The following is a 24,679-nucleotide window of genomic DNA, read 5'->3' as shown; positions in this document are numbered from 1 at the left end:
GCGGACGCTAGCGCATGGCGGCCGGGCGTCGTACGACGTCCGGCCGCCATCGCGCTGACGCGGAGGTGAACAGCGAGCGGTTACACCGGGGTGACGTAGGCGCCCGCGATGCCGCCGTCGACCAGGAATTCGGCGGCGTTGACGAACGAGGAGTCGTCGCTGGCGAGGAAGGCGACGGCGGAGGCGATCTCCTCGGGCTCGGCGAACCGGCCGACGGGGACGTGCACCAGGCGGCGGGCCGCGCGCTCGGGGTCCTTGGCGAACAGCTCCTGCAGCAGCGGGGTGTTGACCGGTCCGGGGCACAGGGCGTTGACCCGGATGCCCTCGCGGGCGAACTGCACGCCCAGTTCGCGGGACATCGACAGCACGCCGCCCTTGGAGGCGGTGTAGCTGATCTGGGAGGTGGCGGCGCCCATCACGGCCACGAAGGACGCGGTGTTGATGATGGAGCCGCGGCCCTGCTCGCGCATGTAGGGCAGCGCGTGCTTGCAGCAGAGGTAGACCGAGGTGAGGTTGACCTCCTGGACCCGCTTCCAGGCGTCCAGGCCGGTGGTGAGGATCGAGTCGTCGTCGTCCGGGGAGATACCGGCGTTGTTGAAGGCGATGTCGACCGAGCCGTAGGTGTCGAAGGCGGTCTTGTAGAGCGCCTCGACCTGGTCGGAGTCGGTCACGTCGACCTGGACGAAGAGGCCGCCGACCTCGGCGGCGGCGGCCTTGCCCGCCGTCTCGTCGATGTCGGCGCAGACGACGTTCGCGCCTTCGGAGGCCAGCCGGCGGGCGGTGGCCAGGCCGATGCCGCTGCCGGCACCGGTGATCACGGCGGTACGGCCGACGAGGCGGCGGCACACTGCGGTCTGGTCGGTCACGGGGTCTCCTCGGTGCTGATGAAGATGTTCTTGGTCTCGGTGAAGGCGGTCAGTGCGTCCGGGCCCAGCTCGCGGCCGAGGCCGGACTGCTTGAACCCGCCGAAGGGGGTCCAATAGCGCACGGCGCTGTGGGAGTTGACGGAGAGGTTGCCGGCCGCGACGCCGCGCGAGACCCGCAGGGCGCGGCCGACGTCACGGGTCCACAGCGAGCCGGCCAGGCCGTAGTCGCCGGCGTTGGCGAGCCGGACGGCGTCGGCCTCGTCGTCGAAGGGCAGGACGACGGCGACCGGGCCGAAGATCTCCTCGACGGCCGTACGGTCCTCGGGGCGGCCCTCCAGGACGGTGGCCGGGTACCAGAAGCCCTTCCCCGCGGGTGCCTCGCCGCGGATGGCGGCCGGGGCGTCCTCGGGGACGAAGGACCGCACCCGCTCGCGCTGGGCGGCGGAGATCAGCGGTCCCATCTGGGTGGCGGGGTCGGCCGGGTCGCCCACGGTGAACGCCTTGACCGCGGGCTCCAGCAGCTCCAGGAAGCGGTCGTAGACGGAGCGCTGGACGAGGATGCGGCTGCGGGCGCAGCAGTCCTGGCCGGTGTTGTCGAGGAAGGAGCCGGGGGCGGCGGCCGCCGCGGCCTCGATGTCCGCGTCGGCGAAGACGATGTTGGGGCTCTTGCCGCCGAGTTCGAGGGTGAGCCGCTTGGTCTGCGCGGCGCAGCGGGCGGCGATCTGCCGGCCGGTGGTGGTGGAGCCGGTGAAGACGACCTTGGCGACGCCGGGGTGGTCGACCAGCGCGGTGCCGGTGACCGGCCCCTCGCCGGGCAGGACCTGGAAGAGGCCCTCGGGCAGGCCGGCCTCCAGGGCGAGTTCGGCGAGCCGGAGCGCGGTGAGCGGGGTGGTCTCGGCGGGCTTGAGGAGCACGGCGTTGCCGGCCGCGAGCGCGGGGGCGGTGCCCCAGGCGGCGATCGGCATCGGGAAGTTCCAGGGCGCGATGACCGCGACCACACCGAGCGGTTCCTGGACGGTGACGTTCAGGCCGCCGGCGACCGGGATCTGGGTGCCGGTCAGGCGCTCCACTCCCCCGGCCGCGTAGTGCAGCAGATCGCGGACGTTGCCCGCTTCCCACCGGGCGTTGCCCAGCGGGTGGCCGGCCTCCTTCAGTTCGAGCGCGGCGAGCGGCTCGATGTGGGCGTCGACGACGTCGGCGAAGCGGCGCAGGAGACGCGCCCGGTCGCCGGGGGCCACCGCGGCCCAGGCCTCCTGGGCCGCGGCTGCCCGGCGGACCGCGGCGTCGACCGCTTCGGGGGAGGTGGTGGGGACGGTGGCCACCACCTCCTCGGTGGCCGGGTTGAGAATGTTCAGCTCGTGCAACACGTGCGGTCCTTACATGCGCTCGAAGGAGCGGAAGCGCTCCCAGTCCGTGACGGCGGCGTCGTAGGAGTCCTGCTCGACGCGGGCCATGTGGCGGTAGTGGTCGACGACCTCGTCGCCGAAGGCCTCGCGGGCGATCGGGCTCTTCTCCCACAGCTCGGCGGCCTCGCGCAGCGTGGTGGGGACGTGCGCGGCGTCGCCGTTGTAGGCGTTGCCGGTGGTCGCCTCGGGCAGTTCCAGCTCGTGCTCTATGCCGTACAGGCCGGCCGCGACCATGCCGGCGACCGCGAGGTAGGGGTTCACATCGCCGCCGGGCAGGCGGTTCTCCAGGCGGTGGGCGCGGCCGTGGCCGACCACCCGCAGGGCGCAGGTGCGGTTGTCGGGTCCCCAGGCGACGGCGGTGGGCGCGAAGGAGCCGGGGCGGAAGCGCTTGTAGGAGTTGATGTTGGGGGCGTAGAAGAGCGTGAAGTCACGCATCGCGGCGACCTGGCCCGCCAGGAAGTGCTGCATGGTCTTCGACATGCCGTACGGGCCGTCGTCGTCGGCCAGCACCGGCCGGCCGTCCTCGTCCTGCAGCGAGAGGTGGATATGACAGGAGTTGCCCTCGCGCTCGTCGTACTTCGCCATGAAGGTGAGCGACATGCCCTCCTGGGCGGCGATCTCCTTGGCGCCGGTCTTGTAGATGCTGTGCTGGTCGCAGGTGGTGAGCGCCTCGTCGTAGACGAACACGATCTCGTGCTGGCCGAGGTTGCACTCGCCCTTGGCGGACTCGACGGTCATCCCGGCCGCGCCCATCTCGTTGCGGATGCGGCGCAGAACGGGCTCGACCCGGCCGGTGCCGAGGACGGAGTAGTCGCCGTTCCACTGGTTCGCGGGGTTCATGCCGCGGTAGCCGCGGGACCAGGCGTCCTCGTAGGAGTCCTTGAAGAGCATGAACTCCAGCTCGGTGCCGGCGTAGGCGCTCCAGCCGCGCTCGGCGAGCCGGTCGAGCTGGCGGCGCAGGATCTGCCGGGGCGAGGCGGCGACCGGGGAGCGGTCGTGCCAGGCGAGGTCGGCGGTGATCAGGGCGGTGCCGGGGTTCCAGGGGGTGCGGCGCAGCGTGCCGGGGTCGCCGTGCATGGCGAAGTCGCCGTAGCCGCGCTCCCACGAGGACATCTCATAGCCCTCGACGGTGTTGAGGTCGACGTCCACGGCGAGGAGGTAGTTGCAGCCCTCCGTGCCGTGGTCGAGGACGGTGTCGAGAAAGTATCGGGCCGCGAACCGCTTGCCCTGGAGCCTGCCTTGCATATCGGTGAAGGCGAGGACGACAGTGTCGATCTCCCCGGCGTCGACGAGGACTCTGAGCTCCTCGACGGAGAGTGGGGGCGTGCGGTCTGCCACGGTGTTGCCTCCTGTCACTGCATCCGGAGGTCATAAGGTAGGCACACGAACCATTGATTGGGAAGGGGTGCCGATGGACGGCGCTGATGACCGGCTGGCACCCGTACTGCGACCGGTACGGGCGGGCAACGGTTTCGAGGAGGCGCTGGAGCAGATACTCCAGGTCGTCCGGCTCGGTCTGGTGCCCCAGGGCGAACGGCTGCCCGCCGAGCGCGAGTTGGCCGAGCGGCTGCAGATCAGCCGGGTCACCCTGCGCGAGGTGCTGAAGGTGCTGCAGGACGAGGGCCTGGTGGAGAGCCGGCGCGGGCGCTACGGCGGCACGTTCGTCCGGATGCGCACCGAGAACCCGGGCGAGGCGGAGCTGCGCCGCCGGATCGGGAAGATCGACGTCGAGGACACCCTCCGCTTCCGTGAGGTGCTGGAGGTGGGCGCGGCCGGGCTGTGCGCGGCCCACGGACTTTCCGACCAGCAGAGCGACCGGCTGCGGGCAGCGCTCGCCGCGACCCAGGACGCGCCGCTCACCGACTACCGCCGGCGCGACACCCTGCTGCATCTGACCCTCGCGGAGCTGTCCGGGTCCCCCTCGCTGGCGGCGCAGTACGCGGCGGTGCGGGCGGGCGTGAACGACCTCCTGGACTGCATTCCGCTGCTGGTGCGGAACCTGGAGCACTCCCAGGCCCAGCACACCGCGCTGGTGGAGGCGGTACTGGAGGGCGACGCGGACGGTGCGCGCGAGGTGATGCGCGAGCACTGCTGCGGGACCGCGGCGCTGCTGCGCGGCTTCCTCACGGCCCCCTCCCCCTGACCGCTCCGTCACCGTGCGCGCCCGCCCGGGGACCGTGAGCGCGCGTTCACCATTCTTTTACTTCCAGGTCTTGCGCTGAGCCGACCCGCCAGCAAAGGTATGCGGCTAAACCATTGCTCGTTATCCCCTCGGCGAGGCAGGAGCGGCTCATGGCCGACAACGTGGAATCGCAGACCGCACCGCCCACCGGGCCCTCGGGCGGCGCATCGCCCGACGAGAGTTATCTGGAGCGCCGGACGCTGCGCCGCGGCAGCGCGGGCCCCCTGCTGCTGACCGGCCTGGGCGTCGCCTACGTCGTCTCCGGCGACTTCTCGGGATGGAACAACGGTCTGGCGCAGGGCGGCTTCGGCGGCCTGGCGATCGCCGCCGTCCTGATGGGCCTGATGTACACCTGTCTGGTCTTCGCCCTGGCGGAGCTGGCCTCGATCCTGCCGACCGCCGGCGGCGGCTACGGCTTCGCCCGGCGCGCCCTGGGCACCTGGGGCGGCTTCCTGACCGGCACCGCGATCCTGATCGAATATGTGCTGGCACCCGCCGCGATCTCCATCTTCATCGGTGACTACGTCGAATCGCTCGGCCTCTTCGGCCTGCACTCCAGCTGGCCGGTCTATCTCGCCTGCTTTGCGATCTTCATCGGGATCCACCTGTGGGGCGTGGGCGAGGCGCTGCGCTTCAGCCTGATCGTCACCGCCATAGCGGTCGCCGCGATCGTCGTCTTCGCGATCGCCGCGCTGACCGACTTCCATGTGGACACCCTCAACGACATCCCCGTGCAGGCCGGCGCCTTCGGGGCCAACTCCTGGCTGCCGTTCGGCATCCTGGGGATCTGGGCGGCCTTCCCGTTCGGCATGTGGTTCTTCCTCGGCGTCGAGGGCGTCCCGCTGGCGGCCGAGGAGACCAAGGACCCGGCCCGTTCCCTGCCCAAGGCGATGGCCGCCGCGATGGGCATCCTGCTGGTGCTGGCGCTGATCACCTTCACCGCCGCCACCGGCGCGCGCGGCTCGGCCGCGATCCAGTCGGTGGGCGACCCGCTGGTCCAGGCGCTGCAGCCGCACGGCACGCCGACCACCGTCAGCCGGATCGTCAACTACGCGGGTCTCGCGGGCCTGGTCGCGTCCTTCTTCTCCCTGATCTTCGCCGGTTCGCGCCAGCTCTTCGCGCTCTCCCGGGCCGGCTACCTGCCCCGCTTCCTCTCCCTGACCAGCCGCCGCAAGGCCCCCTACCTCGGGCTGCTGGTGCCCGGGGCGCTGGGCTTCGCGCTCGCCGCGGCCACCGGCGACGGCGCCCGGATGCTCAATGTCGCGGTCTTCGGCGCCACCATCTCCTACGCGCTGATGGCGCTCTCGCACATCGTGCTGCGCCGCCGCGAGCCCGGGCTGCCCCGCCCCTACCGCACCCCCGGCGGCATGCTGACCTCGTCCGTCGCGTTCGTGCTGGCCTGCTCGGCGCTGGTGGCGACGTTCCTGGTCGACAAGGAAGCCGCCTTCATCGCCCTCGGCGTCTACGTCGTGGCGCTCGCCTACTTCGCCTTCTACTCCCGCCACCGGCTGGTGGCCGCGGCCCCCGAGGAGGAGTTCGCCGCGCTGGCGGCGGCCGAGGCGGAGCTCGAACGCACCTAGGGAGTGTCCCGCACCCTCGGGACGCAGCGACGGCCGGCCGGGGTCTCCCCGGCCGGCCCGCGCCCGTCCCCGCACCACCCGCACCCACCCACGGAGGACCCCACCCCATGTCCCAGCCCCTCATCGGCATCAGCACGTACCAGGAAGAGGCCCGGTGGGGGGTGTGGACCCTGCCCGCCGCGCTGGTACCCGCCGGATACCCGAAGCTGGTGCAGCGCGCGGGCGGGCTGGCCGCGCTGCTGCCGCCGGACGACCCGGCCGCGGCCGCCGCGGCCGTCGCCCGCCTGGACGGGCTGGTGATCGCGGGCGGCGCCGACGTCCAGCCGGCCCGCTACGGCGCGGAGCCGCACCCCAGGACCGGCCCGCCCGCCCTGGACCGGGACGCCTGGGAACTGGCCCTGATCGAGGCGGCGTTGGCGGGCGGCGTACCGCTGCTGGGCATCTGCCGCGGGCTGCAACTGCTGAACGTGGTGCTGGGCGGCACCCTCGTCCAGCACCTCGACGGGCACGCCGGGGCCCCCGGCGTCTTCGACCGGCACGACATCAAGCCGGTCCCCGGGACACTGCTGGGCCGTACGCTGCCCGAGCCGGTCTCCGTGCCGACCTACCACCACCAGGCGGTGGACCGGATCGGCCGCGGGCTGGTGCCGTCCGCCTACGCGGAGGACGGCACCATCGAGGCGCTGGAACTCCCCGGCGCGTACGGCTTCACCCTGGCGGTGCAGTGGCACCCGGAGGCCGGGGAGGACACCCGGGTGATGGACGCCCTGGTGACGGCGGCGCGCGAGGCGGCCGCCGTCAAGTGACAGCGGGGCGCGCGGCGGGCGGCCCGCGGCGGCACGGTCACGGCGTCGCGCGGGTCAGCCCCAGCAGTTCGCGGGCCGGTCCCACGGGCCGCTGACCGGCGGGCCACACGGCCCGCAGCGCGCGGGCGAGCCGCAGGTCGCCCACCGGTACCTCCACCAGCCGGCGCGCGGTCAGCTCCTCGCCGACGGCGAGCTCGCTGAGGACGGAGGGCGCCGCCTCGCTCACCACGGCCGCCTTCACCGCGGTGGTGGAGGCGAGTTCGAGCAGCGGTTCGGCCAGCCCGCCGTGCCGGGCGAGCGCCGCGTCCAGCACCTGGCGGGTCCCCGAGCCCCGCTCGCGCAGGATCAGCGGGGTACCGGCGAGTTCGGCGGCGGTCAGCTCCGTACGGCGCCGGGCCCAGGGGTGGGACGGGGCGGCGACCACCACCAGCCGGTCGTGCCCGATGACCGTCCCGTCCAGCCCCTCCGGCACCTCCAGCCCCTCCACGAAGCCGAGGTCCGCCTCGCCGCCCAGCAACCGCCCGGCCACCACGCTGGAATTGCCCGCGAGCAGCGAGACGGCGGTGCCGGGCCGCTGGGCGCGCAGGGCGATCAGCCACCCCGGCAGCAGGTACTCGGCGATGGTCATGCTGGCCGCGACCCGCAGCCGGGAATCGCGCTGCCCCCGCAGCGCCTGCGCACCGGCGTCGAAGGCCTCGGCGGCCTCCACCACCCGGCGCGCCCAGTCCGTCACCAGCGCACCGGCGTCCGTCAGCCGGGAGCCGCGCGGCGAGCGTTCGACCAGCGCCACCCCCAACTGCCGCTCCATCGACCGGATGCGGCTGCTGGCGGCGGGCTGGGAGATGCCCCGCGCCCGGGCGGCGCGCCCCAGACTGCCGAGCCGGGCGACCGCGAGCAGCAGTTCCAGCGCCCCGAGGTCCGGGACCCGGTGCGACAGCGGCACGGCGGCCGGCCCGTTCTCCTCACCCATAAGTTCCCCTGCACATAACCCCAGCTTATGCCCTCATAGACACGAGGTCCCTGGTGGCGGCCGTCCGGGGCGACGACGCTGGTCCCATGGCAACCCTCGCGCACGCACCTTCCCGCAGCACCGCCGCCACCGGCCCCCGCCTACCCGACACCGCGCCCTCGGTCCGCCACCTCGGGCCGAACTGGTACGCCGCCGTCATGGGCACCGCCATCGTCGCCAACGCCGGTGCCGTGCTGCCGCTCGACGTCCCCGGCCTGGGCGTCGCCTACCGGGTCGTCTGGGCGCTGTCGGCGCTGATGCTGCTGACGCTGCTGGCCGCGCGGGCCGTGCACTGGGCCCGCCACGGCGACCAGGCGCGCCGCCATCTGCTCGACCCGGCCGTCGCGCCGTTCTACGGATGTCTGGCGATGGCCCTGCTCGCGGTGGGCGGCGGCACGCTCGCCGTGGGCCGGGAGGTCATCGGCGAACCGGCCGCGGTGGCCGCCGACGCCGCGCTGTGGGTCCTGGGCACCCTCGTCGGCCTCACGTGCGCCGTGGCCGTCCCGTATCTGATGGTGACCCGGCACCGCATCGAGCCCAGCAGCGCCTCGCCCGTCTGGCTGCTGCCGCTGGTCGCCCCCATGGTCTCGGCGGCGCTGGGCCCGGCCCTGGTGCCGTATCTGCCGGCCGGCCAGTGGCGGGCGGCCCTGCTGTTCGCCTGTTACGCCCTGTTCGGCATGTCGCTGCTGGCCACGCTGCTCGTCCTGCCGCTCGTGGTGTCCCGGCTGATCCACCACGGGCCGCTCCCCCTCGCGCTCACCCCCACGCTGTTCCTGGTCCTGGGGCCGTTGGGGCAGTCCACCACCGCGCTGGCCAACCTCGCCCATGCCGCACCGGGCGCCGTCGACGCCTCCGCCGCGCACGCCATGGGGGCCTTCGCGGTGCTCTACGGCGTCCCGGTGATGGGCTTCGCGCTCCTCTGGCTGGCGCTCGCGACCGCGATGGTGGTGCGCGCCGTCCGCAACGGCATGGGTTTCGCGATGACCTGGTGGGGCTTCACCTTCCCGCTCGGCACCTGCGTCACCGGGGCGGCGGGCCTGGCCCGGAGCACCGGCCTGGCCGCCTTCGACGCTCTCGCGGTGGGCCTGTTCGTGCTCCTCGTCGCGGCCGTGGCGGTGGCCGGCACCCGCACCGCCGTGGGCCTGGCCCGCGGAAACCTGCCGGCACCGCCGCAGCCGGCCACGACCTGAAGGCCGTTTGCCGCTCCCTCACCCGGCAGCGGCCAAGGCTTTCGCAAGGACAGCCGGAGCCCGGACCAGGGACGGCCCGTACCAGGTCAGGTCCCGGCCGCTCACCAGGGCGGCGGGCAGGCCGGGGAACGCCTCGGGGCCGTCCTCGGCGCTGAAGCGGTACGGCTCGTCGGGCAGCACCACCAGGTCGGCACCGGAGGCCTGGAGTGCGTCGAGCGGGACTCGGGGGTAGCGGTCGGCGTGGTCCGCGTAGACATTGCGCACGCCCAGACGTGCCAGGACATCACCGGCGAAGGTGTCGCTCCCCAGGACCATCCACGGCCGGCGCCAGATCGGCACCACGGCCGTCCGCTCCGCCGCCCGGACCGGCAGCGCGCGCCAGGCGTCCTGGGCGGCGTCCAGCCACGCGGGCCTGGCCAGCCCGCAGCCGTCGACGAGGACCCGCGCCAGCTCCGCGAACGCCTGCGGCAGCGTCCGCACTTCGGTGACCAGCACCGCGAGCCCGGCGGCGCGCAGCGCGGCGAGATCCGGCTCCCGGTTCTCCTCCTCGTTGGCGATCACGAGGTCGGGGGCGAGGGCGGCGATCCGCTCGGTGTCCGGGTTCTTGGTGCCGCCGATGCGCACGACATCGAGCCCGGCCGGCTCACTGCACCAGTCGGTGGCCCCCACCAGCAGGCCGGGCGCGGTCCGCGCGACCGCCTCCGTCAGCGAGGGCACGAGCGAGACCACGCGGCGCGGCGGAGTGCGGCTCATCATGGTGCGAGCGTACGCAAGACGACGCCGCCGGGGCGCGGTTGTTCCCCTTCGGACAATAGCGGGGACCGTCCTCGTCTCCCTAGGGTCGACATGAGTCGATCACACATCCCCGAGGGAGAACAGAGAGATTTTCTGTATGCACAGCCACCGCCGAAAGGGCACTCTCCTCAGCGTGCTGGCCACGGGTCTCGCACTCGTTTCGCCCTTGGCGCTCAGCGCGCCGGCGCAGGCCGCGCCGGTCAAGGGATTCCATTCCAAATCGGGCGGCACGGGATGCCCGGGCGCCTATGACACCGCGTTCATCTACGTCAAGGGCGCCGCGAAGTTCCGGGTCAGCTGGCGGGTGCCGAGCGGAAAAGTGCACACCCAGGAGTACTGGAACGACCCGTCCGGCATCTCGTCCAAGGCCATTCCGACCTGGCGGCACCAGGTCTACTGGAAGGTGACCTCGGTCTGGGGCACCAAGAAGACCCTGGTGAAGGTGTACGGATTCTGCAGCGTGAAGGGAAACCGGTGATCCCCCGCATGAAGAAGATCGCTGCGGTGCTGGCCGCCGCCGGTGCCACCCTGCTCCTCGCCCCGGGCGCCGCGCACGCCACCGAGAAGGAGGGCGGCTACAAGCGCTGCGGCAAGGGCCAGGAAGTCATCATCATCTCCAAGGCCGTCGGCCACATCGTGCACAAGTTCAAGATCCCGGGAAAGGGCCACCACGTCTGGACCCAGGACTTCGGCCGCAAGAACTATCTGCTCTCGGAACGGCCCACCCCGACCGGACTGCGTTCGGTGAAATACCGGATCTATGCGCTGGACGTGCCGGGAAAGTTCGACGGAGCCAAAGTCGAGGACTTCAGGCTCCTGTGCCGCAAGTTCTGAGGCATCTCCCGCCGGACCGCTGATCCGTGCACCTGCCCTTCGTACGCGGACCGAAAACGGCCGGGCCCCGCCACCGAACGATCCGGTGGCGGGGCCCGCCGCGGCGAAATGGACGCCGGTGAGGATTACTTCACGGGTGCCATCTTGTCGACGATGCCCGGGTGGGCATCGATCCACTTCTCGACGCCCTTGTTCTCGTTGCCCTTGCCGGCCGCCTGAATCTCCTTCTCCAGGCTGCCGAGCTCCGCAGCGCTCATCTTCCAGTTCTTCAACCAGCCGTTGAACTCCGGGAATTTCTTCGGGAAGCTCTTGTTGCCGATCGTCTTGATCTGGTTGTTGGCGCCCCACGTGCCCTGGGGGTCCTTGAGCTTGGTGAGGTGGTACTTGCTGTACGCCCAGTGCGGGGACCAGAGGACCACCGCGATGGGCTCCTTCTTGGCGTACGCCCGCTCCAGCTCGGTGAGCATGGCGCTGGTGCCCGCCTCGGTGACGTCGAAGCCGTCCAGCCCGTACGCGGGGGACACCACGCTCTTGAGGCGCTTCATCTCACCGGTGCCGGGCTCGATCCCGATGATCTTGCCGCCGAAGGTGTCCTTGTGCTTGCGCAGGTCGTCCAGGGTCTTCACGCCCTTGACGTAGGACGGTACGGCGATCTCCAGGGAGGTCTTGTCGTACCAGGCCCCGACATCGACGAGATCCTTCTTGTACTTGTCCCAGTACTGCTTCTGCGCCACCGGGAGCCAGGCGTCGGTTTCGACGTCGATCTGCCCCGTCGACAAGCCGGTCCACATCGGGCCGACATCGAGGTTCTGGAGCTTGGGCCGGTAGCCCCGCTTCTCCAGGATGTTCTTCCACAGGTACGTCGTGGCGATGCCCTCGTCCCAGGCCGGGTAGCCCAGGGTCGGGGTCTTCCCGGCGTCCTTGCCCTTGGCGTAGTCGGCCTTGGCGGACGGCGCCAGCTTGTTGACCAGGCCCGGGTGCTGCTTGAGCCAGGCGCGCACGCCGTCCTGCTCGTGCCCGGTGCCGGCGTTCTTGACCTCGCTCTCCAGGCTGGTGAGCTGCTTCTCGTCCAGGTGGAAGTTCTTCATCCAGTTGGCGACCTGGGGCTCGTCCTTCGAGAAGCCCTTGCGGCCCAGCATGTGCAGGCTGTCCCCGGAGCCGAAGGAGCCCTTGGGGTCCTTGAGCTTGGTCAGCTTGTACTTGTCGTAGGCCCAGTGCGGCGACCACAGCGTGACGGCGATCGGCTTCTTGTCGTGGATCGAGCGGTCCAGCTCGGTGAGCATGGACGAGGTGCTCGACTCCATGACCTTGTACTCGCCGCCCAGGCCGTAGTCCTTGAGGACCTTGTCCTTGAGCAGCTTCATCTCGCCCGCGCCCGGCTCGATGCCGACGATCTTGCCGCCGAACGTGCCGCCCTTGCCCTTGAGGTCGTCGAGGGTCTTGATGCCCTTCATGTAGGACGGGACCGCGATCTCCAGGGAGGTCTTGTCGTACCAGGCGCCCAGGTCCTCGAGCTTGTCCTTGTACTTCTTCCAGTACTCCGCGTGGGTCGTCGGCAGCCAGGCGTTGGTCTGCACGTCGATGTCGCCACGGGCCTGGCCGGTGAAGAGCGGCCCGGCGTCCAGGGCCTCGGCCCTGGGCTTGTACCCGCGCTGTTCGAGGATCTCCTTCCAGAGGAAGGTCGTGGCCTTGCCCTCGTCCCAGTTGACGTAGCCGAGGCTGATGGGCCGGCCGTTGCCGTCGGTGCCCGCCGCGCCGCTGCCCTTGTCCTTGCCGAGGACGCTCATCCCGCCGGCGACCAGCGCGAGCACGACCACGGCGACCGTCGCCAGGGAGGTCGCGGGCTTCCACTGGAGGAACTTCAGGCCGCCGAGGGCGGCCTGTGCCTTGGCCAGCGCGCGCCGGCCGAGCGGGGAGACCCGCTGGTTGAGCGCGCTGGTCATCCGGTCCAGGTACACCGCGAGGATGACGACCGCGAGACCGCCCTCCGCGCCCAGCTTCACATCGACCGAGCTGAGCGAGAGGTAGACGGTCCCGCCGAGACCGGCGCCACCGACCATGCCGGCGATGACGACCATGGACAGCGCCAGCATGATGACCTGGTTGATACCGGCCATGATCGTCGGCAGTGCGAGCGGCAGCTGGACGCGGAAGAGCGTGCGCCGCGGATGGGTGCCGAACGCGTCGGCCGCCTCGACCAGTTCGCCGTCCACCTGCCGGATGCCCAGTTCGGTCATACGGACCGCGGGCGGCATGGAGAAGACGATGGTCGAGACGATGCCGGGGACGGCGCCCAGGCCGAAGAAGAGGATGCCGGGGATCAGGTAGACCATCGCCGGCATCGTCTGCATCAGGTCCAGAACCGGCCGCACCGCCCCGCTCACGGCGCGGTTGCGGGCCGCCCAGACACCCAGCGGTACGGCGACCGCGACGGTGATGATGCAGGCCACGAGCACCAGCGAGAGCGACTGCATGGTCTGGTGCCACTGCTCGATCGAGTCGATCAGCGCGAAGCCGATGAACGTCAGCACGGCGGCCGGCAGACCCCGCAGCCACCAGGCGATCACTGCGAAGATGCCGGTCAGGAGCAGCGGCTCGGGGCCGGAGAGGACCGCGAGGATCCCGTCGTAGAAGCCGCCCAGCACGGTCGTGACGAAGTGGAAGAGCCACTCGGCATGGTCCCGCAGCCACTCCACCAGGCTGTCGGCCCAACTGCCTATCGGAATCCTAGGCACCGGCGCTCACCTTGTCCTCGGGGTCGTGGTCCGTGTCCGTGTCCCCGGACGTGTGCGCGGCGGTCTTCTCCACCGATGTCGCCTTCGCCAGCGTCTGCTCGGCGGCCGCCGTGCCGTCGGCCTCGGCCGGGACGGGACCGGCCGGGGCCGGGCTCTGCTCCGCGGCCTCCCCGAGGACGGAGAGCAGCCGCTCGGCCGTCACGGCGCCGACCAGCGAGCCCTGCTCATCGGTCACGGCGACCGGAACACTGCCGGCCGCGCAGGGCGTGAACAGCTCGACCAGCGGGGTGCCGGCCCCGACCACGGCGGGCGCCGCGGCCCGGAACTCCGCCGCGGTGGTGAGCTTCGTGCCGTCCGGGGCCGTGGCGCCGAGCACCGTCCCGACCTCGGTCATGATCGCGCCCGCGGTCAGCACCCGGGTGCGGTCCACGTCCTGGGTGAAGGAGGCGACATAGTCGTTGGCCGGCGTGACGAGGATGTCCTCGGCACTGCCGATCTGCACGATCCGGCCGTCGCGCATCACGGCGATCCGGTCACCGAGCCGCATGGCCTCGTTGAGGTCGTGGGTGATGAAGACGATCGTCTTCTTCAGCGACTTCTGCAGCTCCAGCAGCTGGTCCTGCATATCGCGGCGGATCAGCGGGTCGAGCGCGCTGAAGGACTCGTCCATCAGCAGCAGGTCGGCATTGGTGGCCAGCGCCCGGGCCAGGCCCACACGCTGCTGCATACCGCCGGACAGCTCGTCGGGCCAGGACTTCTCCCAGCCCTTGAGCCCGGTGAGTTCGAGCGCTTCGGTGGCACGCGCGGTGCGCTCGGCGCGCGGTACGCCCTGCACTTCGAGGCCGTAGGCGGCGTTCTCCAGCACGCTGCGGTGCGGGAAGAGCGCGAAGTGCTGGAAGACCATGGAGATCTTCTCGGAGCGGACCTTGCGCAGTTCCTTGTCGCTGAGCGAGGTGAGGTCCTGGCCGTCGAAGCGGACGGTCCCCGATGTCGGCTCCAGCAGCCCGTTGAGCGTGCGCAGCAGGGTGGACTTGCCCGATCCGGACAGGCCCATGACGACGAATATCTGGCCCTCGTCCACCTCGATGGAGGCGTCGATCACCGCGGCTGTGGTGCCTTCGGCCCGCAGCTCCTCCCGGCCGGCGCCGGCTTCGAGCCTGCGGACCGCGTCCTCGGGTCGTCTGCCGAACACTTTGTACAGGTGCTCGGCTTGCAGCCTGGACACATATGCCTCTCTTGTTGATCGTGTGACGACCTGCCACCCCCGTAGCCAGGTCGTGGAGCGGCACGGGTTCCGCCCGCCTTTACCGCCCGAATAGTTGAATCTCGATCGGGTCCACTCCGGCTGCGCGCCTGCCCTTCTTTATCTGGCTCAAACAATGCAGTGATTCAGCTCACACCCGCGTGACGTATGGGGCATACGGCAAGATGCGGGATGTGACTCGACGCCTGATGCTCCTCGACACCGCCTCTCTCTACTTCCGCGCCTATTTCGGGGTACCGGAATCAGTCAAGGCTCCCGACGGCACGCCGGTGAACGCGGTACGCGGCCTGCTGGACTTCATCGCCCGGCTCGTCCAGGACCACCACCCCGACGACCTGGTCGCCTGCATGGACTTCGACTGGCGCCCCCAGTGGCGGGTCGACCTGATCCCCTCGTACAAGGCGCACCGGGTCGCCGAGGAGGCCCCGGCCGGCTCCGCCGGACCCGACGAGGAGGAGATCCCCGACACCCTCTCGCCCCAGGTCCCGGTCATCGAGGAGGTCCTGGACGCCCTGGGCATCGCCCGCGTCGGGGCGGCCGGCTACGAGGCCGACGACGTCATCAGCACCCTCACCGCACGGGCCGAGGGCCCGGTGGACATCGTCACCGGCGACCGCGACCTCTTCCAGCTCGTCGACGACCGGCGCGGCATCCGCATCCTGTATCCGCTCAAGGGCGTCGGCACCCTCCAGGTGACCGACGAGGCGCTGCTGCGCGAGAAGTACGGGGTGGACGGCCCCGGTTACGCCGATCTGGCACTGCTGCGCGGCGACCCCAGCGACGGCCTGCCCGGCGTACCGGGGATCGGCGAGAAGACCGCCGCCAAACTGCTGGCCTCCTACGGCGACCTGGCGGGCATCATGGCCGCCGCCGACGACCCCGCCTCGAAGGTGACCCCCGCCCAGCGCAAGCGGCTGCTGGAGGCGCGCCCCTATGTCGCCGTCGCCCCGAAGGTCGTGCAGGTGGCCACCGACGTGCCCGTCCCCGCCGTCGACGCCGCCCTGCCGGCCGAACCGGCCGACCCCGAGCGCCTGGAGGCACTGGCCGCCCGATGGGGCCTCGGCGGCGCCCTGCAGCGGCTGCTCCTCACCCTCCGCCACTGACACCTGTTAAGTTAGGTATACCTAATTAATTGCGCATCAGGGGAGATTGCCGTGGCAGCAGAGCGTTCGTCCCGCACCAAGCCCAGCCTGCACCGTGCCCGGGTGCAGCGCACGGAGCAGCTCACCCCGCACATGGTCCGCGTGGTGCTGGGCGGTGACGGGCTGGCGGAGTTCGCGGCGGGCGAGTACTCCGACCACTACGTGAAGCTGGTCTTTCCGCAGCCCGGCGTCCGCTACCCCGAGCCGTTCGACATCGCGCAGATCCGCGCGGACTTCCCGCGCCACCAGTGGCCCAGCACCCGCACCTACACCGTCCGCGCCTGGGACGCCGCAGCCCGCGAGCTGACCGTGGACTTCGTGGTGCACGGCGACGAGGGCCTGGCCGGACCGTGGGCGGCCGCGGCGAAGCCCGGCGACGAGATCCACCTGCTCGGGCCCGGCGGCGCCTACGTCCCCGAGGCGAGCGCCGACTGGCACCTGCTGGCGGGCGACGAGAGCGCGCTGCCGGCCATCGCGGCCTCCCTGGCCCGGATGCCGGCGGGCGTGCCGGTGCACGCCTTCATCGAGGTGGCGGGGCCGGAGGAGCACCAGGAGCTGGAGGCACCGGCGGGCGCCGAGATCAGCTGGCTCCACCGCGGCGCCGCGCCGGTCGGCCGCGAACTGGTCGCCGCCGTGCAGGCGCTGGAGTTCCCGGCCGGCCGGGTCCAGGCGTTCGTGCACGGCGAGGCCGGGTTCGTGAAGGAGCTGCGCCGCCTGCTCCGCGTCGAGCACGCGATCCCCCGCGAGGCGCTGTCCATCTCCGGCTACTGGCGCAGCGGCCACGACGAGGACGGCTGGCAGGCCGGCAAGCGCGAGTGGAACCAGCAGGTCGAGGCCGAGCAGGAATCCGCCGCGGCAACAGCCTCCTGACCCCGCTCGTCCGCGGCGCCGGCCGGTTCAGTCGTGGTGGAAGACCTCCTGCATCGGAGTCCACCACTCCCCCGGCACGGCGCCCCCGGTCTGCTCCTGGCAGGGGTCGGTGAGCTGCCACCACCGCCGGGTCACGGGATCGGCCGCCATCCTGGCCATGTCGGCGGCGTAGTCCTCGCCGACGTACTCGGCGTACGAGAACAGCAGCTCACCCTCCAGGAAGATCGAGTAGTTGCGGAGACGGCAGGCGGTGATCATCGCCAGCACCTCCGGCCAGACCTCCGCATGCAGCCGCAGGTACTCCGCGCGGTGTTCCGGGCGCAGCCTGATGAGCTTCCCGAACCGCCGTACCGGCGCGGCGCCCTCGTCCCCTGTCGCACTCATGGCGGCATCCTTCCCCGCCGGCCCGGCGGCCGCACCCGGCCGTCCGGCCCGCGTGAACTCCTCGCGGCGCCCCAGGAATTGGTTGACGGCACATACATCCACCTGTTCCACTGAGGCCATGCGTCCTCAGCAGCGGCTGGTCACCCGTGACCACATCGACTTCGGCCGGGTGTGGTCGGCCTCCTGTTGCCGCTGACTTCTCCGTAGCGCACCACCCCTCGCCGTACGGCCCTGCCGTACGTCCGCATGCCTCCTGTGCATGCCCTGAGCGCACGACCCACGAGAAGACGAGGCCCTTCCCATGCCTGTCGAGTTCCTCGGCATCGCCGCGACCAACGACGGTTCCGAAGTCACCCCCCGCTCCGGCGCGTCCTTCGACAAGGACTACACCCTCAAACTGGCCCGCGCCCACGAGGAGTACGGCTGGGACCGGGTGCTGTTCGCCTACGGCTCCGGCTCCCCCGACCCGTCACCGGCCGCCGCCTATGTCGCGGCACGTACCGAAACCCTGCAGATCCTGGTGGCGCACCGCCCCAACGTCTCGTACCCCACCTTCGCCGCGAAGACCTTCGCGACGCTGGACCGGATCAGCGACGGGCGGCTCGCGGTGCACTTCATCACCGGCGGCAACGACCACGAACAGGGCCGCGAGGGCGACACCCTCACCAAGGACGAGCGCTACGCCCGCACCCGCGAGTACATCCGCCTCGTCAAGAAGATCTGGACCACCCACGAGCCCTTCGACCACGAGGGCACCCACTACCGCTTCCACGACTTCGTCTCGGACACCTTCCCCCTCCAACAGCCGCACCCTCCGGTGTCGTTCGGGGGCTCCTCGCCGGCGGCGTACGCGGCGGGCGGGGCCGAGGCGGACATCTACTGCCTGTGGGGCGAACCGCTGGCGCAGACCGCCGAGCAGATCGCCTCGGTACGGGCCGCGGCACAGGCGGCGGGCCGCACCGATGTGCCCAGGATCCAGGTCGCGTTCCGGCCGATCATCGCCCCCACCGAGGAGCTGGCCTGGGAGAAGGCCCATCGCACCCTGGAGCGGATCAAGGCCCGCAAGGCGGGCGGCGCGCTCAGCCGCCGGCATCCGCTGACGAACCCTCAGAACGCCGGGTCGCAGCGGCTGCTCGCGGTGGCCGCGGAGGGCGAGCGGCACGACCGGGCACTGTGGACCCCGACCGCCGCGGAGACCGGCGGCGCCGGAAACTCCACCGCCCTCGTCGGTACGCCGGAGACGGTCGCACAGGCCCTGCTCGACTACTACGACCTGGGCGTGGACATCCTCTCCGCGCGCGGCTACGACCTGCTGGACGACGCCATCGACTTCGGCCGGTACGTCATCCCGATCGTGCGCGAGGAGGTCGCCAAGCGCGACGCGGAGCGGGCGGGCGCCGACGGCGCCCGGCAGGCGTCGTAGCCGCCGTCCCTCCGCCCGATGGCAGCAGCCGGCGCCGCACCCCGCAGTTCGGGGGTGCGGCGCCGTCGCTCTGCCGGACGGGCCCGGCCGCTCAGCCCACCGACGAGTACGCCACCACGCCGCGCAGCACACCGTCCATGGCCTTGCGGGCCGTCCGGGCGACCGTACCGCCGGGCGGGGCCGCGGCCGCGATCTGGCCCAGGACATCGATCAGCTGCTTGCACCAGCGGACGAAGTCACCGGCGGGCATCTCCGCCTCCCGGAGCACCTCGTCGAGGCCGAAGCCGGAGGCCCAGCGGTAGGCGGCCCAGGCGAAGCCGAGGTCCGGCTCGCGCTGGCCGACGCCCTCCGCCTGGTTGATCTTGTGGTCCTCCTCCAGGGCGTCCAGCCGGCCCCAGATGCGGACCATCTCGCCCAGCGCGTCCCTGGCCTTGCCGGCCGGCAGCTTGGGCGCCACCGCATCGTCCGCCTGCCGGGCCTCGTACACCAGCGCCGAGGCGCAGGCCGCCAGCTCCGCCGGGCCGAGGCCCTCCCAGACGCCCTCGCGCAGGCACTCGCTCGCCAGCAGGTCCAGCTCGCCGTAGAGCCTCGCCAGCCGGCGGCCCTCGTCGGTGACGGTGTCACCCTCCAGGTAGTCCAGCTCCGTCAGCAGGGCGCAGATCCGGTCGAAGGTGCGGGCGATGGTGTTGGTCCGCCCCTCGATCCGGCGCTCCAGCTGGCGGGTGTCCCGCAGCAGCCGGTGGTAGCGCTCCGCCCAGCGGGCGTGGTCCTCGCGCTCGGCGCAGCCATGGCAGGGGTGCGCCCGGATCTCCGTGCGCAGCCGGGCGATCTCGCGGTCGTCGGCCGCCGCCGAGCGGGGCTTGCGGTGCCGCGACGGCACCCGGTGGCCGGCCTTCGTCCGCAGCGCGGAGGCCAGATCACGGCGCGACTGCGGGCTGCGGGCGTTGAAGGACTTGGGGATCCGCATCCGGTCCAGCGCCTCGACCGGCACCGGGAAGTCCATCGACGCCAGCCGCTTGACCTGCCGCTCGGCGGTCAGCACCAGCGGCCGCGGGCCGTCCTGCGCCTCGAAGCCGCGATGGCCGTTGGTGCGCCCCGAGGGCATACCGGGGTCGAGGACCAGCGCGAGACCGGCGTACTTGCCCGTCGGCACATGGATGACGTCGCCGGGCTTCAGCTTCTCCAGCGCCGCCGCTGCCGCCACCCGCCGCTGCGTCGCGCCCTGCCGGGCGAGCTCCGTCTCCCGCTCCTTCAACTCCCGCCGCAGCCGGGAGTACTCCTCGAAGTCGCCGAGGTGACAGGTCATCGAGCCGCGGTAGCCCTCCAGCCCCTCCTCGTTCTTCTGCACCTGCCGTGAGATCCCGACCACCGACTTGTCGGCCTGGAACTGCGCGAAGGACATCTCCAGCAGCTCGCGCGAACGGTGCCTGCCGAACTGCGAGACGAGGTTGACCGCCATGTTGTACGACGGCTTGAAGGAGGACCGCAGCGGATAGGTACGCGTCCCGGCGAGCCCGGCCAGCGCGCCCGGGTTCATCCCCCGCTGCCACAGGACCACCGCATGGCCCTCGACGTCGATCCCGCGGCGCCCCGCGCGGCCGGTCAGCTGGGTGTACTCGCCGGGCGTGATGTCGGCGTGCTGTTCGCCGTTCCACTTCACCAGCTTCTCCAACACCACGGACCGCGCGGGCATGTTGATGCCCAGCGCCAGCGTCTCGGTGGCGAAGACGGCCTTGACCAGGCCCTTGACGAAGAGTTCCTCGACGACCTCCTTGAACGTCGGCAGCATGCCGGCGTGGTGCGCCGCGATGCCCCGCTCCAGGCCCTCCAGCCACTCGAAGTAGCCCAGCACATGGAGGTCGTCGTCCGGGATGCCGGCCGTCCGCGCCTCCACTATGCGGCGGACCTCCTCGCGGCCCTCCTGGTCGTTGAGCCGCAGGCCCGAATACAGGCACTGCTGGACGGCGGCCTCGCAGGCGGCGCGGCTGAAGATGAAGGTGATCGCGGGCAGCAGCCCCTCGTTGTCGAGGCGGTCGATGACCTCCGGACGGCTGGGGGTCCAGATCCGGGCGCGCTGACGCCGCTCCCGCTCGCGGTCCGCCTCGCGCATGGTGCGGCCCCGCCGCTTGTCCCGGCCGAACGTCGGCCGGCTGTTCTCCATCCGCGCCAGCCGCTCCAGATCGGGATTGACCTCGCGGCGGCCGCCGCTCTGCCCGTCCCGCTCCTCGAACAGGTCGTATATCCGGCGGCCCGCGAGGACGTGCTGCCACAGCGGCACCGGGCGGTGCTCGGAGACGATCACGGCCGTGTCACCACGGACCGTGTCCAGCCAGTCACCGAACTCCTCGGCATTGGAGACCGTCGCCGACAGGGACACCAGGGTCACCGACTCGGGGAGGTGGATGATCACCTCTTCCCAGACGGCGCCGCGGAAGCGGTCGGAGAGGTAGTGCACCTCGTCCATCACCACATAGCCGAGGCCGACCAGCGACTGGGAGCCGGCGTAGAGCATGTTCCGCAGCACCTCGGTGGTCATCACGACCACCGGAGCCTCGGAGTTGACGCTGTTGTCGCCGGTCAGCAGACCGACCTTCTCGGCGCCGTAACGTCTCACCAGATCCTGGTACTTCTGGTTGGACAGCGCCTTGATGGGCGTGGTGTAGAAGCATTTTCGGCCCTGCTCCAGGGCCAGGTGGACGGCGAATTCGCCGACGATCGTCTTTCCGGATCCGGTAGGGGCCGCGACCAGCACGCCCTTGCCGGCCTCCAGGGCCTGGCACGCCTCGACCTGGAACGGGTCCAGTCCGAAGTCGTACATCTCTCGGAAAGGGGCGAGTGCGGTGGCCTGCTCGGCCGCCCGGAGCTTGGCGGCGGCATAGCGCTCAGCAGGGGACATGTCCTCGGTCATCGTGCTTACGAGCCTACCGGCCACCTCTGACAACGACCCGATCTTTATGGCGGCCCTTTACCGAACGGGCACCGGCGCTGCCAGGCACTGCCACAGGAGCGGCTGCCGGGGCGGGACCCGATGCCCCGGCGGCATCCACCGCCCCCGCCACCCCGCCCCGCACGGCGAACGGCCCCCGGCTCGTCGAGCACAGGGACCGTCGCACGCCCACCAGGGCGCCGTGTCACGTCAGGTAACCAGCCGTCACGTCACGTCGTCGTACCCGCCGCGGCGCCGCGCCTCGCCGTCGGCCGCGTCGCCGCTCGCCTGCTCCGGCAGCATCCGGCCGGAGGCGACCGGCTCGATCTCACCGACCGCGGAAGGCGTCAGGTCGAGTTCCGAGGCCTCGTCGTCGCTCAGTCCCGCGTCCGGGTTGCCCCGCTTGCGGCGGCGGTCGTTGATCAGGCAGATGCCGGCGGCACCGAAGTACAGCACCACGATCGGAGCGGCCAGCAGCCCCATGGTCAGCGGGTCACCGGTCGGGGTGGCGATGGCCGCGAAGACCGTGATGCCCAGCACCATGAACCGCCACCAGCTCAGGATCCGGCGGCCGGTCAGCACCCCGCCGAAGTTGAGCAGCACCAGGAGCAGCGGCAGCTCGAAGGCGAGACCGAAGACCACGATCATGCGCGTGACGATGTCGAAGAAGTCGTCGGCCGGGAAGAAGTTGGCCCAGTCGCCGGGCGTCAGGCCGACCAGGGCACCGGCCGTGGTGGGCAGCACCGCGTAGGCGAGGTAGGCACCGGCGAGGAAGAGCGGTACTCCGGCGCCGACGAAGCTCAGCGCGTACTTCTTCTCGCTCCGGTGCAGCCCCGGCGCGAGGAAGGCCCAGAGCTGGTAGAGCCACACCGGGCTGGAGCCGACGACACCGGTCGTCAGGGACAGTTTGAGCAGGATGGTGAACGGCGCCAGCAGGCCGTTCGCCGTGACCTGCGCACACGGGTGATCACGCTGGACGGTGGCCGAGGTGCCGCGGGGACAGCCGACCGTGTCGATCACCGGCCCCGTGATGAAGTGGGCGATGGCGTCGTACTGCCACATGGCGATGACGGTGACCACGCCCATCGCCAGCACCGACTTCAGCAGCCGGTTGCGCAGCTCGCGCAGATGCGCCGCCAGCGGCATCCGCCCCTCGGGGTCCTTCTCCTGCTTGCGGGCAGACTTGGGCAACCCACGTCCTCGTCTCGTGCGTCAGCCTCTCCCGAAACGGATCGGTGCGGCTGGATCGGTTCGGCTCAGCTCTGGTTGGTGCGGTGCGGCTCGGCCACCGGGCGCGAGCTGCTGACATCACCGGGCGCTGCCTGAATCGTACGAGGAGCCTGCTGTGCGGCGTCGGCGGGCGCCTCGGACGTGGTGCCGGTCGTGGCACCGCCCTCCGTGTCGCCGTCCTTCTTCATCGCCTTGGCTTCGCTCTTGAGAATGCGGGCCGACTTGCCGAGCGACCGCGCCATGTCCGGAAGTTTCTTCGCGCCGAAGAGCAGCACAATCACGACGAGGATCAGGATGATCTCGGGGGCCCTCAGGTTGCTGAGCATCTGCGACTACCTTCTCGCCGGGGCGGCGTCTGCTGTGGTGCCTGCCGATAGGGGTCGGACTGGCTTCCTGGTGCTGGCACGATCGTAACGTTCGGTGGTGAACGCCGGGCAATCCCCTCGCGTACGCGCGATTGCCGCGGGCACCGTGCTCTTTGAACCGCTGATGCAGCGTACCTCTCCGCCCGGCGCGGCAGCAGAGCGCCGACGCCCCCGGCTACCTCTTCAGTCCCGGCCGGCCTCGTGCATCTGGGACGCGAGCGGAACGGCCGCCCGCTCCAGGTCCTCCGCGGCCCGCTGGATCCGCCCCGAGGTCGCTTCGACCTGGCGGGCCAGCCGGCGCACCTCGGCGAAGACGCGGACGGCGAGGATGCCCAGCACGGCGATCCCGGCGAAGCCGAGGGCGATTGCGATCATGGACCAGAGCATGGGGACGAGCCTATCGGTCAGCCCGTGTGCAGCCGCAGCGTACGGACCCCGCCGCCGGTGAGCAGCTCCACGATCCGCTCGCCGGCCGGTTTGCGCACCGCGCGGCGGCAGTCGGGGCAGGTGAAGGAGTAGAAGGTGGTGCGGCTGCTGGCGCCGATCGCGAGCCGGAAGGCGTCCGAGGCCAGTTCGAAGCGGCCCCGGCAGTCCGGGCAGGCTGCCTTGAACAGCACCGGAGCGGTCCGGCCCGGCAAGGTGGTGGTCGCCATCGTCATCCTTCGCCGCCTCGTCCTCCGCGCCGCCCCCCATGGCCCGCCCGGCTCACCGCGCTCACGCGCCGTACGCCGCGAGCGCCTGCTCGGCGGCCTGCCGCGCGCTGTCGGCGAGCTCCCGCGGCGCCACGATCCGGCCGTCCCGGCCCAGGCGCAGCGCCAGCCGCCGCAGCGACGCCGGGTCCGGGGTGCGCAGGGTGATCCGCAGTCCGCCGTCGGGCAGCTCCTCGGCGCTGTCGTGCGGGTAGTACTCGGCGACCCAGCGGCCGCCGGGCCCGACCTCGATCGACACCTCGGGGTCCTCGGCCGCGGGCTGCACCAGCCCCTCGGACAGATCGCGCAGCTCGACCGGCGGCGGGTCGGCGGGGGCGTCCAGCAGTCTGATCTCGGCGACCCGGTCGAGCCGGAAGGTGCGCCGGGCCTCGGAGAGCCGGCACCACGCCTCCATATAGGTGTGTCCGACGGCGAACAGCCGGATCGGGTCGACCTCGCGCTCGGTCAGCTCGTCGCGGGCCGGGGAGTAGTAGCGCAGCCACAGCCGCCGCCGCTCGGCGATGGCGCGGTCCACGTCGGCGAAGACCCCGCCCTCGGACTCGAAGGTGACCGACAGCCGGGCGCTGGCACCGGCCGCCTCGCCGGCCGCCGCCTCCAGCTTGGCGGTGGCCCGCAGCAGCGCCTGCCGGTCGCCTTCGCGCAGGCCGGGGAGAGTGGCCACCGCGCGGGCCGCGACCAGCAGGGCGGTCGCCTCGTCGGCCGCCAGCCGCAGCGGCTCGGCGACGTCGTCGGGGTTGTGCCACCAGATGCGGTCGCCGTCGGTGTCGATGTCCAGGAGGTCGCCGCCGCGGAAGCTCGTCCCGCACATCGGCAGGATGTCGAGGTCGGCGATCAGCTCGTCCTCGGTGATGCCGAAGGCACGGGCGACGTCGCCGACGCGGGCGCCGGGGCGCTCGCGCAGGTAGGTCACCAGGGACAGCATCCGGCGGGTCTGGTCGATCGCGTTCGTCGCCATGGGTCTC

General features: G+C 71.5%; 23 protein-coding genes. 9 read left to right on the top strand and 14 right to left on the bottom strand.

The genetic code is table 11. The annotated features are described in order from the left end of the window. Positions 1-80: 80 nt before the first annotated feature. Genes AB0411_RS24525 through AB0411_RS24515 form a run of 3 tightly spaced genes read right to left on the bottom strand, consistent with a single transcriptional unit; the run spans position 81 to position 3,610 of the window. Complete coding sequence (locus AB0411_RS24525) at positions 81-866, bottom strand: 3-oxoacyl-ACP reductase (RefSeq protein ID WP_366419438.1); 786 nt, start codon at positions 864-866, stop codon at positions 81-83. Continuing rightward, positions 863-2,233 carry an aldehyde dehydrogenase family protein gene (locus tag AB0411_RS24520; protein WP_366419437.1) on the bottom strand — a complete coding sequence of 457 codons (1,371 nt, stop codon included), beginning with the start codon at positions 2,231-2,233 and terminating at the stop codon, positions 863-865. The genes AB0411_RS24525 and AB0411_RS24520 overlap by 4 nt, the downstream gene beginning before the upstream one ends. Before the next feature lie 9 nt (positions 2,234-2,242). Continuing rightward, a complete protein-coding gene (locus AB0411_RS24515; protein ID WP_366419436.1) occupies positions 2,243-3,610 on the bottom strand; it encodes a glutamine synthetase family protein in 1,368 nt (455 codons plus the stop codon). Between the two features lie 73 nt (positions 3,611-3,683). Here AB0411_RS24515 and AB0411_RS24510 point away from each other — a divergent pair, with 73 nt between their 5' ends. The 3 genes from AB0411_RS24510 (at position 3,684) to AB0411_RS24500 (ending at position 6,840) form a co-directional block, all read left to right on the top strand. After that, positions 3,684-4,415, top strand: a complete 732-nt coding sequence (locus AB0411_RS24510; protein WP_366419435.1) for a FadR/GntR family transcriptional regulator — start codon at positions 3,684-3,686, stop codon at positions 4,413-4,415. 149 nt (positions 4,416-4,564) lie between these two features. Then, complete coding sequence (gene eat, locus AB0411_RS24505) at positions 4,565-6,034, top strand: ethanolamine permease (RefSeq protein WP_366419434.1); 1,470 nt, start codon at positions 4,565-4,567, stop codon at positions 6,032-6,034. 107 nt (positions 6,035-6,141) lie between these two features. Beyond that, positions 6,142-6,840, top strand: a complete 699-nt coding sequence (locus tag AB0411_RS24500) for a gamma-glutamyl-gamma-aminobutyrate hydrolase family protein (RefSeq protein ID WP_366419433.1) — start codon at positions 6,142-6,144, stop codon at positions 6,838-6,840. A gap of 37 nt (positions 6,841-6,877) precedes the next feature. On the opposite strand, the gene AB0411_RS24495 is transcribed toward AB0411_RS24500, so the two are convergent. Further along, complete coding sequence (locus AB0411_RS24495) at positions 6,878-7,810, bottom strand: LysR family transcriptional regulator (protein ID WP_366419432.1); 933 nt, start codon at positions 7,808-7,810, stop codon at positions 6,878-6,880. 86 nt (positions 7,811-7,896) lie between these two features. Here AB0411_RS24495 and AB0411_RS24490 point away from each other — a divergent pair, with 86 nt between their 5' ends. Beyond that, the gene (locus AB0411_RS24490; RefSeq protein WP_366419431.1) at positions 7,897-9,039 is read left to right on the top strand and encodes a TDT family transporter; all 1,143 of its coding nucleotides are present in this window, start codon (positions 7,897-7,899) and stop codon (positions 9,037-9,039) included. Between the two features lie 18 nt (positions 9,040-9,057). Here AB0411_RS24490 and AB0411_RS24485 read toward each other — a convergent pair whose 3' ends face one another. Next, positions 9,058-9,795 (bottom strand): helical backbone metal receptor, encoded by a 738-nt coding sequence (locus AB0411_RS24485; RefSeq protein ID WP_366419430.1) that lies wholly within the window; start codon positions 9,793-9,795, stop codon positions 9,058-9,060. Positions 9,796-9,931: 136 nt separating this feature from the next. Between AB0411_RS24485 and AB0411_RS24480 the strand changes: the two genes are divergently transcribed. After that, positions 9,932-10,312, top strand: a complete 381-nt coding sequence (locus AB0411_RS24480; RefSeq protein WP_366419429.1) for a hypothetical protein — start codon at positions 9,932-9,934, stop codon at positions 10,310-10,312. An 8-nt stretch (positions 10,313-10,320) separates the two neighbouring features. After that, entirely contained in the window at positions 10,321-10,668 is a 348-nt protein-coding gene (locus tag AB0411_RS24475; RefSeq protein WP_366419428.1) for a hypothetical protein, read from the top strand. 125 nt (positions 10,669-10,793) lie between these two features. On the opposite strand, the gene AB0411_RS24470 is transcribed toward AB0411_RS24475, so the two are convergent. Together AB0411_RS24470 and AB0411_RS24465 are read right to left on the bottom strand one after the other, a co-directional pair. Continuing rightward, positions 10,794-13,403 carry an ABC transporter permease/substrate binding protein gene (locus tag AB0411_RS24470; protein WP_366419427.1) on the bottom strand — a complete coding sequence of 870 codons (2,610 nt, stop codon included), beginning with the start codon at positions 13,401-13,403 and terminating at the stop codon, positions 10,794-10,796. Further along, complete coding sequence (locus AB0411_RS24465) at positions 13,396-14,628, bottom strand: quaternary amine ABC transporter ATP-binding protein (protein WP_366419426.1); 1,233 nt, start codon at positions 14,626-14,628, stop codon at positions 13,396-13,398. Before AB0411_RS24465 ends, AB0411_RS24470 begins: the two co-directional genes overlap by 8 nt. 227 nt (positions 14,629-14,855) lie before the next feature. On the opposite strand from AB0411_RS24465, the gene AB0411_RS24460 reads away from it, so the two are divergent. Both AB0411_RS24460 and AB0411_RS24455 read left to right on the top strand, forming a co-directional pair. Beyond that, entirely contained in the window at positions 14,856-15,770 is a 915-nt protein-coding gene (locus AB0411_RS24460; RefSeq protein ID WP_366419525.1) for a 5'-3' exonuclease, read from the top strand. A gap of 51 nt (positions 15,771-15,821) precedes the next feature. Then, positions 15,822-16,679, top strand: a complete 858-nt coding sequence (locus AB0411_RS24455; RefSeq protein ID WP_366419425.1) for a siderophore-interacting protein — start codon at positions 15,822-15,824, stop codon at positions 16,677-16,679. Between the two features lie 27 nt (positions 16,680-16,706). Here the strand turns inward: AB0411_RS24455 and AB0411_RS24450 are convergent, their stop codons facing one another. Continuing rightward, positions 16,707-17,063: an L-rhamnose mutarotase gene (locus AB0411_RS24450; protein WP_366419424.1), complete on the bottom strand. Its 357-nt coding sequence runs from the start codon at positions 17,061-17,063 to the stop codon at positions 16,707-16,709. 301 nt (positions 17,064-17,364) lie between these two features. Here AB0411_RS24450 and AB0411_RS24445 point away from each other — a divergent pair, with 301 nt between their 5' ends. After that, on the top strand, positions 17,365-18,486 hold the full coding sequence (locus tag AB0411_RS24445; RefSeq protein WP_366419423.1) for an LLM class flavin-dependent oxidoreductase: 1,122 nt from the start codon (positions 17,365-17,367) through the stop codon (positions 18,484-18,486). 91 nt (positions 18,487-18,577) lie between these two features. On the opposite strand, the gene AB0411_RS24440 is transcribed toward AB0411_RS24445, so the two are convergent. From AB0411_RS24440 to AB0411_RS24415, 6 genes are all read right to left on the bottom strand, one after another. Beyond that, a complete protein-coding gene (locus AB0411_RS24440) occupies positions 18,578-21,394 on the bottom strand; it encodes a DEAD/DEAH box helicase (protein WP_366419422.1) in 2,817 nt (938 codons plus the stop codon). A gap of 243 nt (positions 21,395-21,637) precedes the next feature. Further along, complete coding sequence (gene tatC / locus AB0411_RS24435; RefSeq protein WP_366419421.1) at positions 21,638-22,603, bottom strand: twin-arginine translocase subunit TatC; 966 nt, start codon at positions 22,601-22,603, stop codon at positions 21,638-21,640. Between the two features lie 65 nt (positions 22,604-22,668). Continuing rightward, complete coding sequence (tatA, locus tag AB0411_RS24430; RefSeq protein ID WP_366419420.1) at positions 22,669-22,968, bottom strand: Sec-independent protein translocase subunit TatA; 300 nt, start codon at positions 22,966-22,968, stop codon at positions 22,669-22,671. Between the two features lie 222 nt (positions 22,969-23,190). Then, on the bottom strand, positions 23,191-23,394 hold the full coding sequence (locus AB0411_RS24425; RefSeq protein ID WP_366419419.1) for a hypothetical protein: 204 nt from the start codon (positions 23,392-23,394) through the stop codon (positions 23,191-23,193). 17 nt (positions 23,395-23,411) lie between these two features. Then, positions 23,412-23,666 (bottom strand): hypothetical protein, encoded by a 255-nt coding sequence (locus AB0411_RS24420; protein ID WP_260637983.1) that lies wholly within the window; start codon positions 23,664-23,666, stop codon positions 23,412-23,414. 55 nt (positions 23,667-23,721) lie between these two features. Continuing rightward, the gene (locus AB0411_RS24415) at positions 23,722-24,672 is read right to left on the bottom strand and encodes a helix-turn-helix transcriptional regulator (protein ID WP_366419418.1); all 951 of its coding nucleotides are present in this window, start codon (positions 24,670-24,672) and stop codon (positions 23,722-23,724) included. Positions 24,673-24,679: the final 7 nt, after the last annotated feature.

It is taken from the genome of Streptomyces angustmyceticus, assembly GCF_040701845.1.
GTDB lineage: Bacteria > Actinomycetota > Actinomycetes > Streptomycetales > Streptomycetaceae > Streptomyces > Streptomyces angustmyceticus_A.
The sequence above is the reverse complement of the archived record's forward strand: the minus strand, read 5'-3'. Positions and strand labels throughout refer to the sequence as shown.

Excerpts from the sequence above, each read along its gene's own strand:
- AB0411_RS24510 (WP_366419435.1), top strand. The coding sequence starts at position 3,684 with ATGGACGGCGCTGATGACCGGCTGGCACCCGTACTGCGACCGGTACGG.
- eat (WP_366419434.1), top strand. The coding sequence starts at position 4,565 with ATGGCCGACAACGTGGAATCGCAGACCGCACCGCCCACCGGGCCCTCG.
- AB0411_RS24500 (WP_366419433.1), top strand. The coding sequence starts at position 6,142 with ATGTCCCAGCCCCTCATCGGCATCAGCACGTACCAGGAAGAGGCCCGG.
- AB0411_RS24495 (WP_366419432.1), bottom strand. The coding sequence starts at position 7,810 with ATGGGTGAGGAGAACGGGCCGGCCGCCGTGCCGCTGTCGCACCGGGTC.
- AB0411_RS24490 (WP_366419431.1), top strand. The coding sequence starts at position 7,897 with ATGGCAACCCTCGCGCACGCACCTTCCCGCAGCACCGCCGCCACCGGC.
- AB0411_RS24485 (WP_366419430.1), bottom strand. The coding sequence starts at position 9,795 with ATGATGAGCCGCACTCCGCCGCGCCGCGTGGTCTCGCTCGTGCCCTCG.
- AB0411_RS24480 (WP_366419429.1), top strand. The coding sequence starts at position 9,932 with ATGCACAGCCACCGCCGAAAGGGCACTCTCCTCAGCGTGCTGGCCACG.
- AB0411_RS24475 (WP_366419428.1), top strand. The coding sequence starts at position 10,321 with ATGAAGAAGATCGCTGCGGTGCTGGCCGCCGCCGGTGCCACCCTGCTC.
- AB0411_RS24460 (WP_366419525.1), top strand. The coding sequence starts at position 14,856 with ATGCTCCTCGACACCGCCTCTCTCTACTTCCGCGCCTATTTCGGGGTA.
- AB0411_RS24450 (WP_366419424.1), bottom strand. The coding sequence starts at position 17,063 with ATGAGTGCGACAGGGGACGAGGGCGCCGCGCCGGTACGGCGGTTCGGG.
- AB0411_RS24445 (WP_366419423.1), top strand. The coding sequence starts at position 17,365 with ATGCCTGTCGAGTTCCTCGGCATCGCCGCGACCAACGACGGTTCCGAA.
- AB0411_RS24440 (WP_366419422.1), bottom strand. The coding sequence starts at position 21,394 with ATGACCGAGGACATGTCCCCTGCTGAGCGCTATGCCGCCGCCAAGCTC.
- tatA (WP_366419420.1), bottom strand. The coding sequence starts at position 22,968 with ATGCTCAGCAACCTGAGGGCCCCCGAGATCATCCTGATCCTCGTCGTG.
- AB0411_RS24425 (WP_366419419.1), bottom strand. The coding sequence starts at position 23,394 with ATGCTCTGGTCCATGATCGCAATCGCCCTCGGCTTCGCCGGGATCGCC.
- AB0411_RS24420 (WP_260637983.1), bottom strand. The coding sequence starts at position 23,666 with ATGACGATGGCGACCACCACCTTGCCGGGCCGGACCGCTCCGGTGCTG.
- AB0411_RS24415 (WP_366419418.1), bottom strand. The coding sequence starts at position 24,672 with ATGGCGACGAACGCGATCGACCAGACCCGCCGGATGCTGTCCCTGGTG.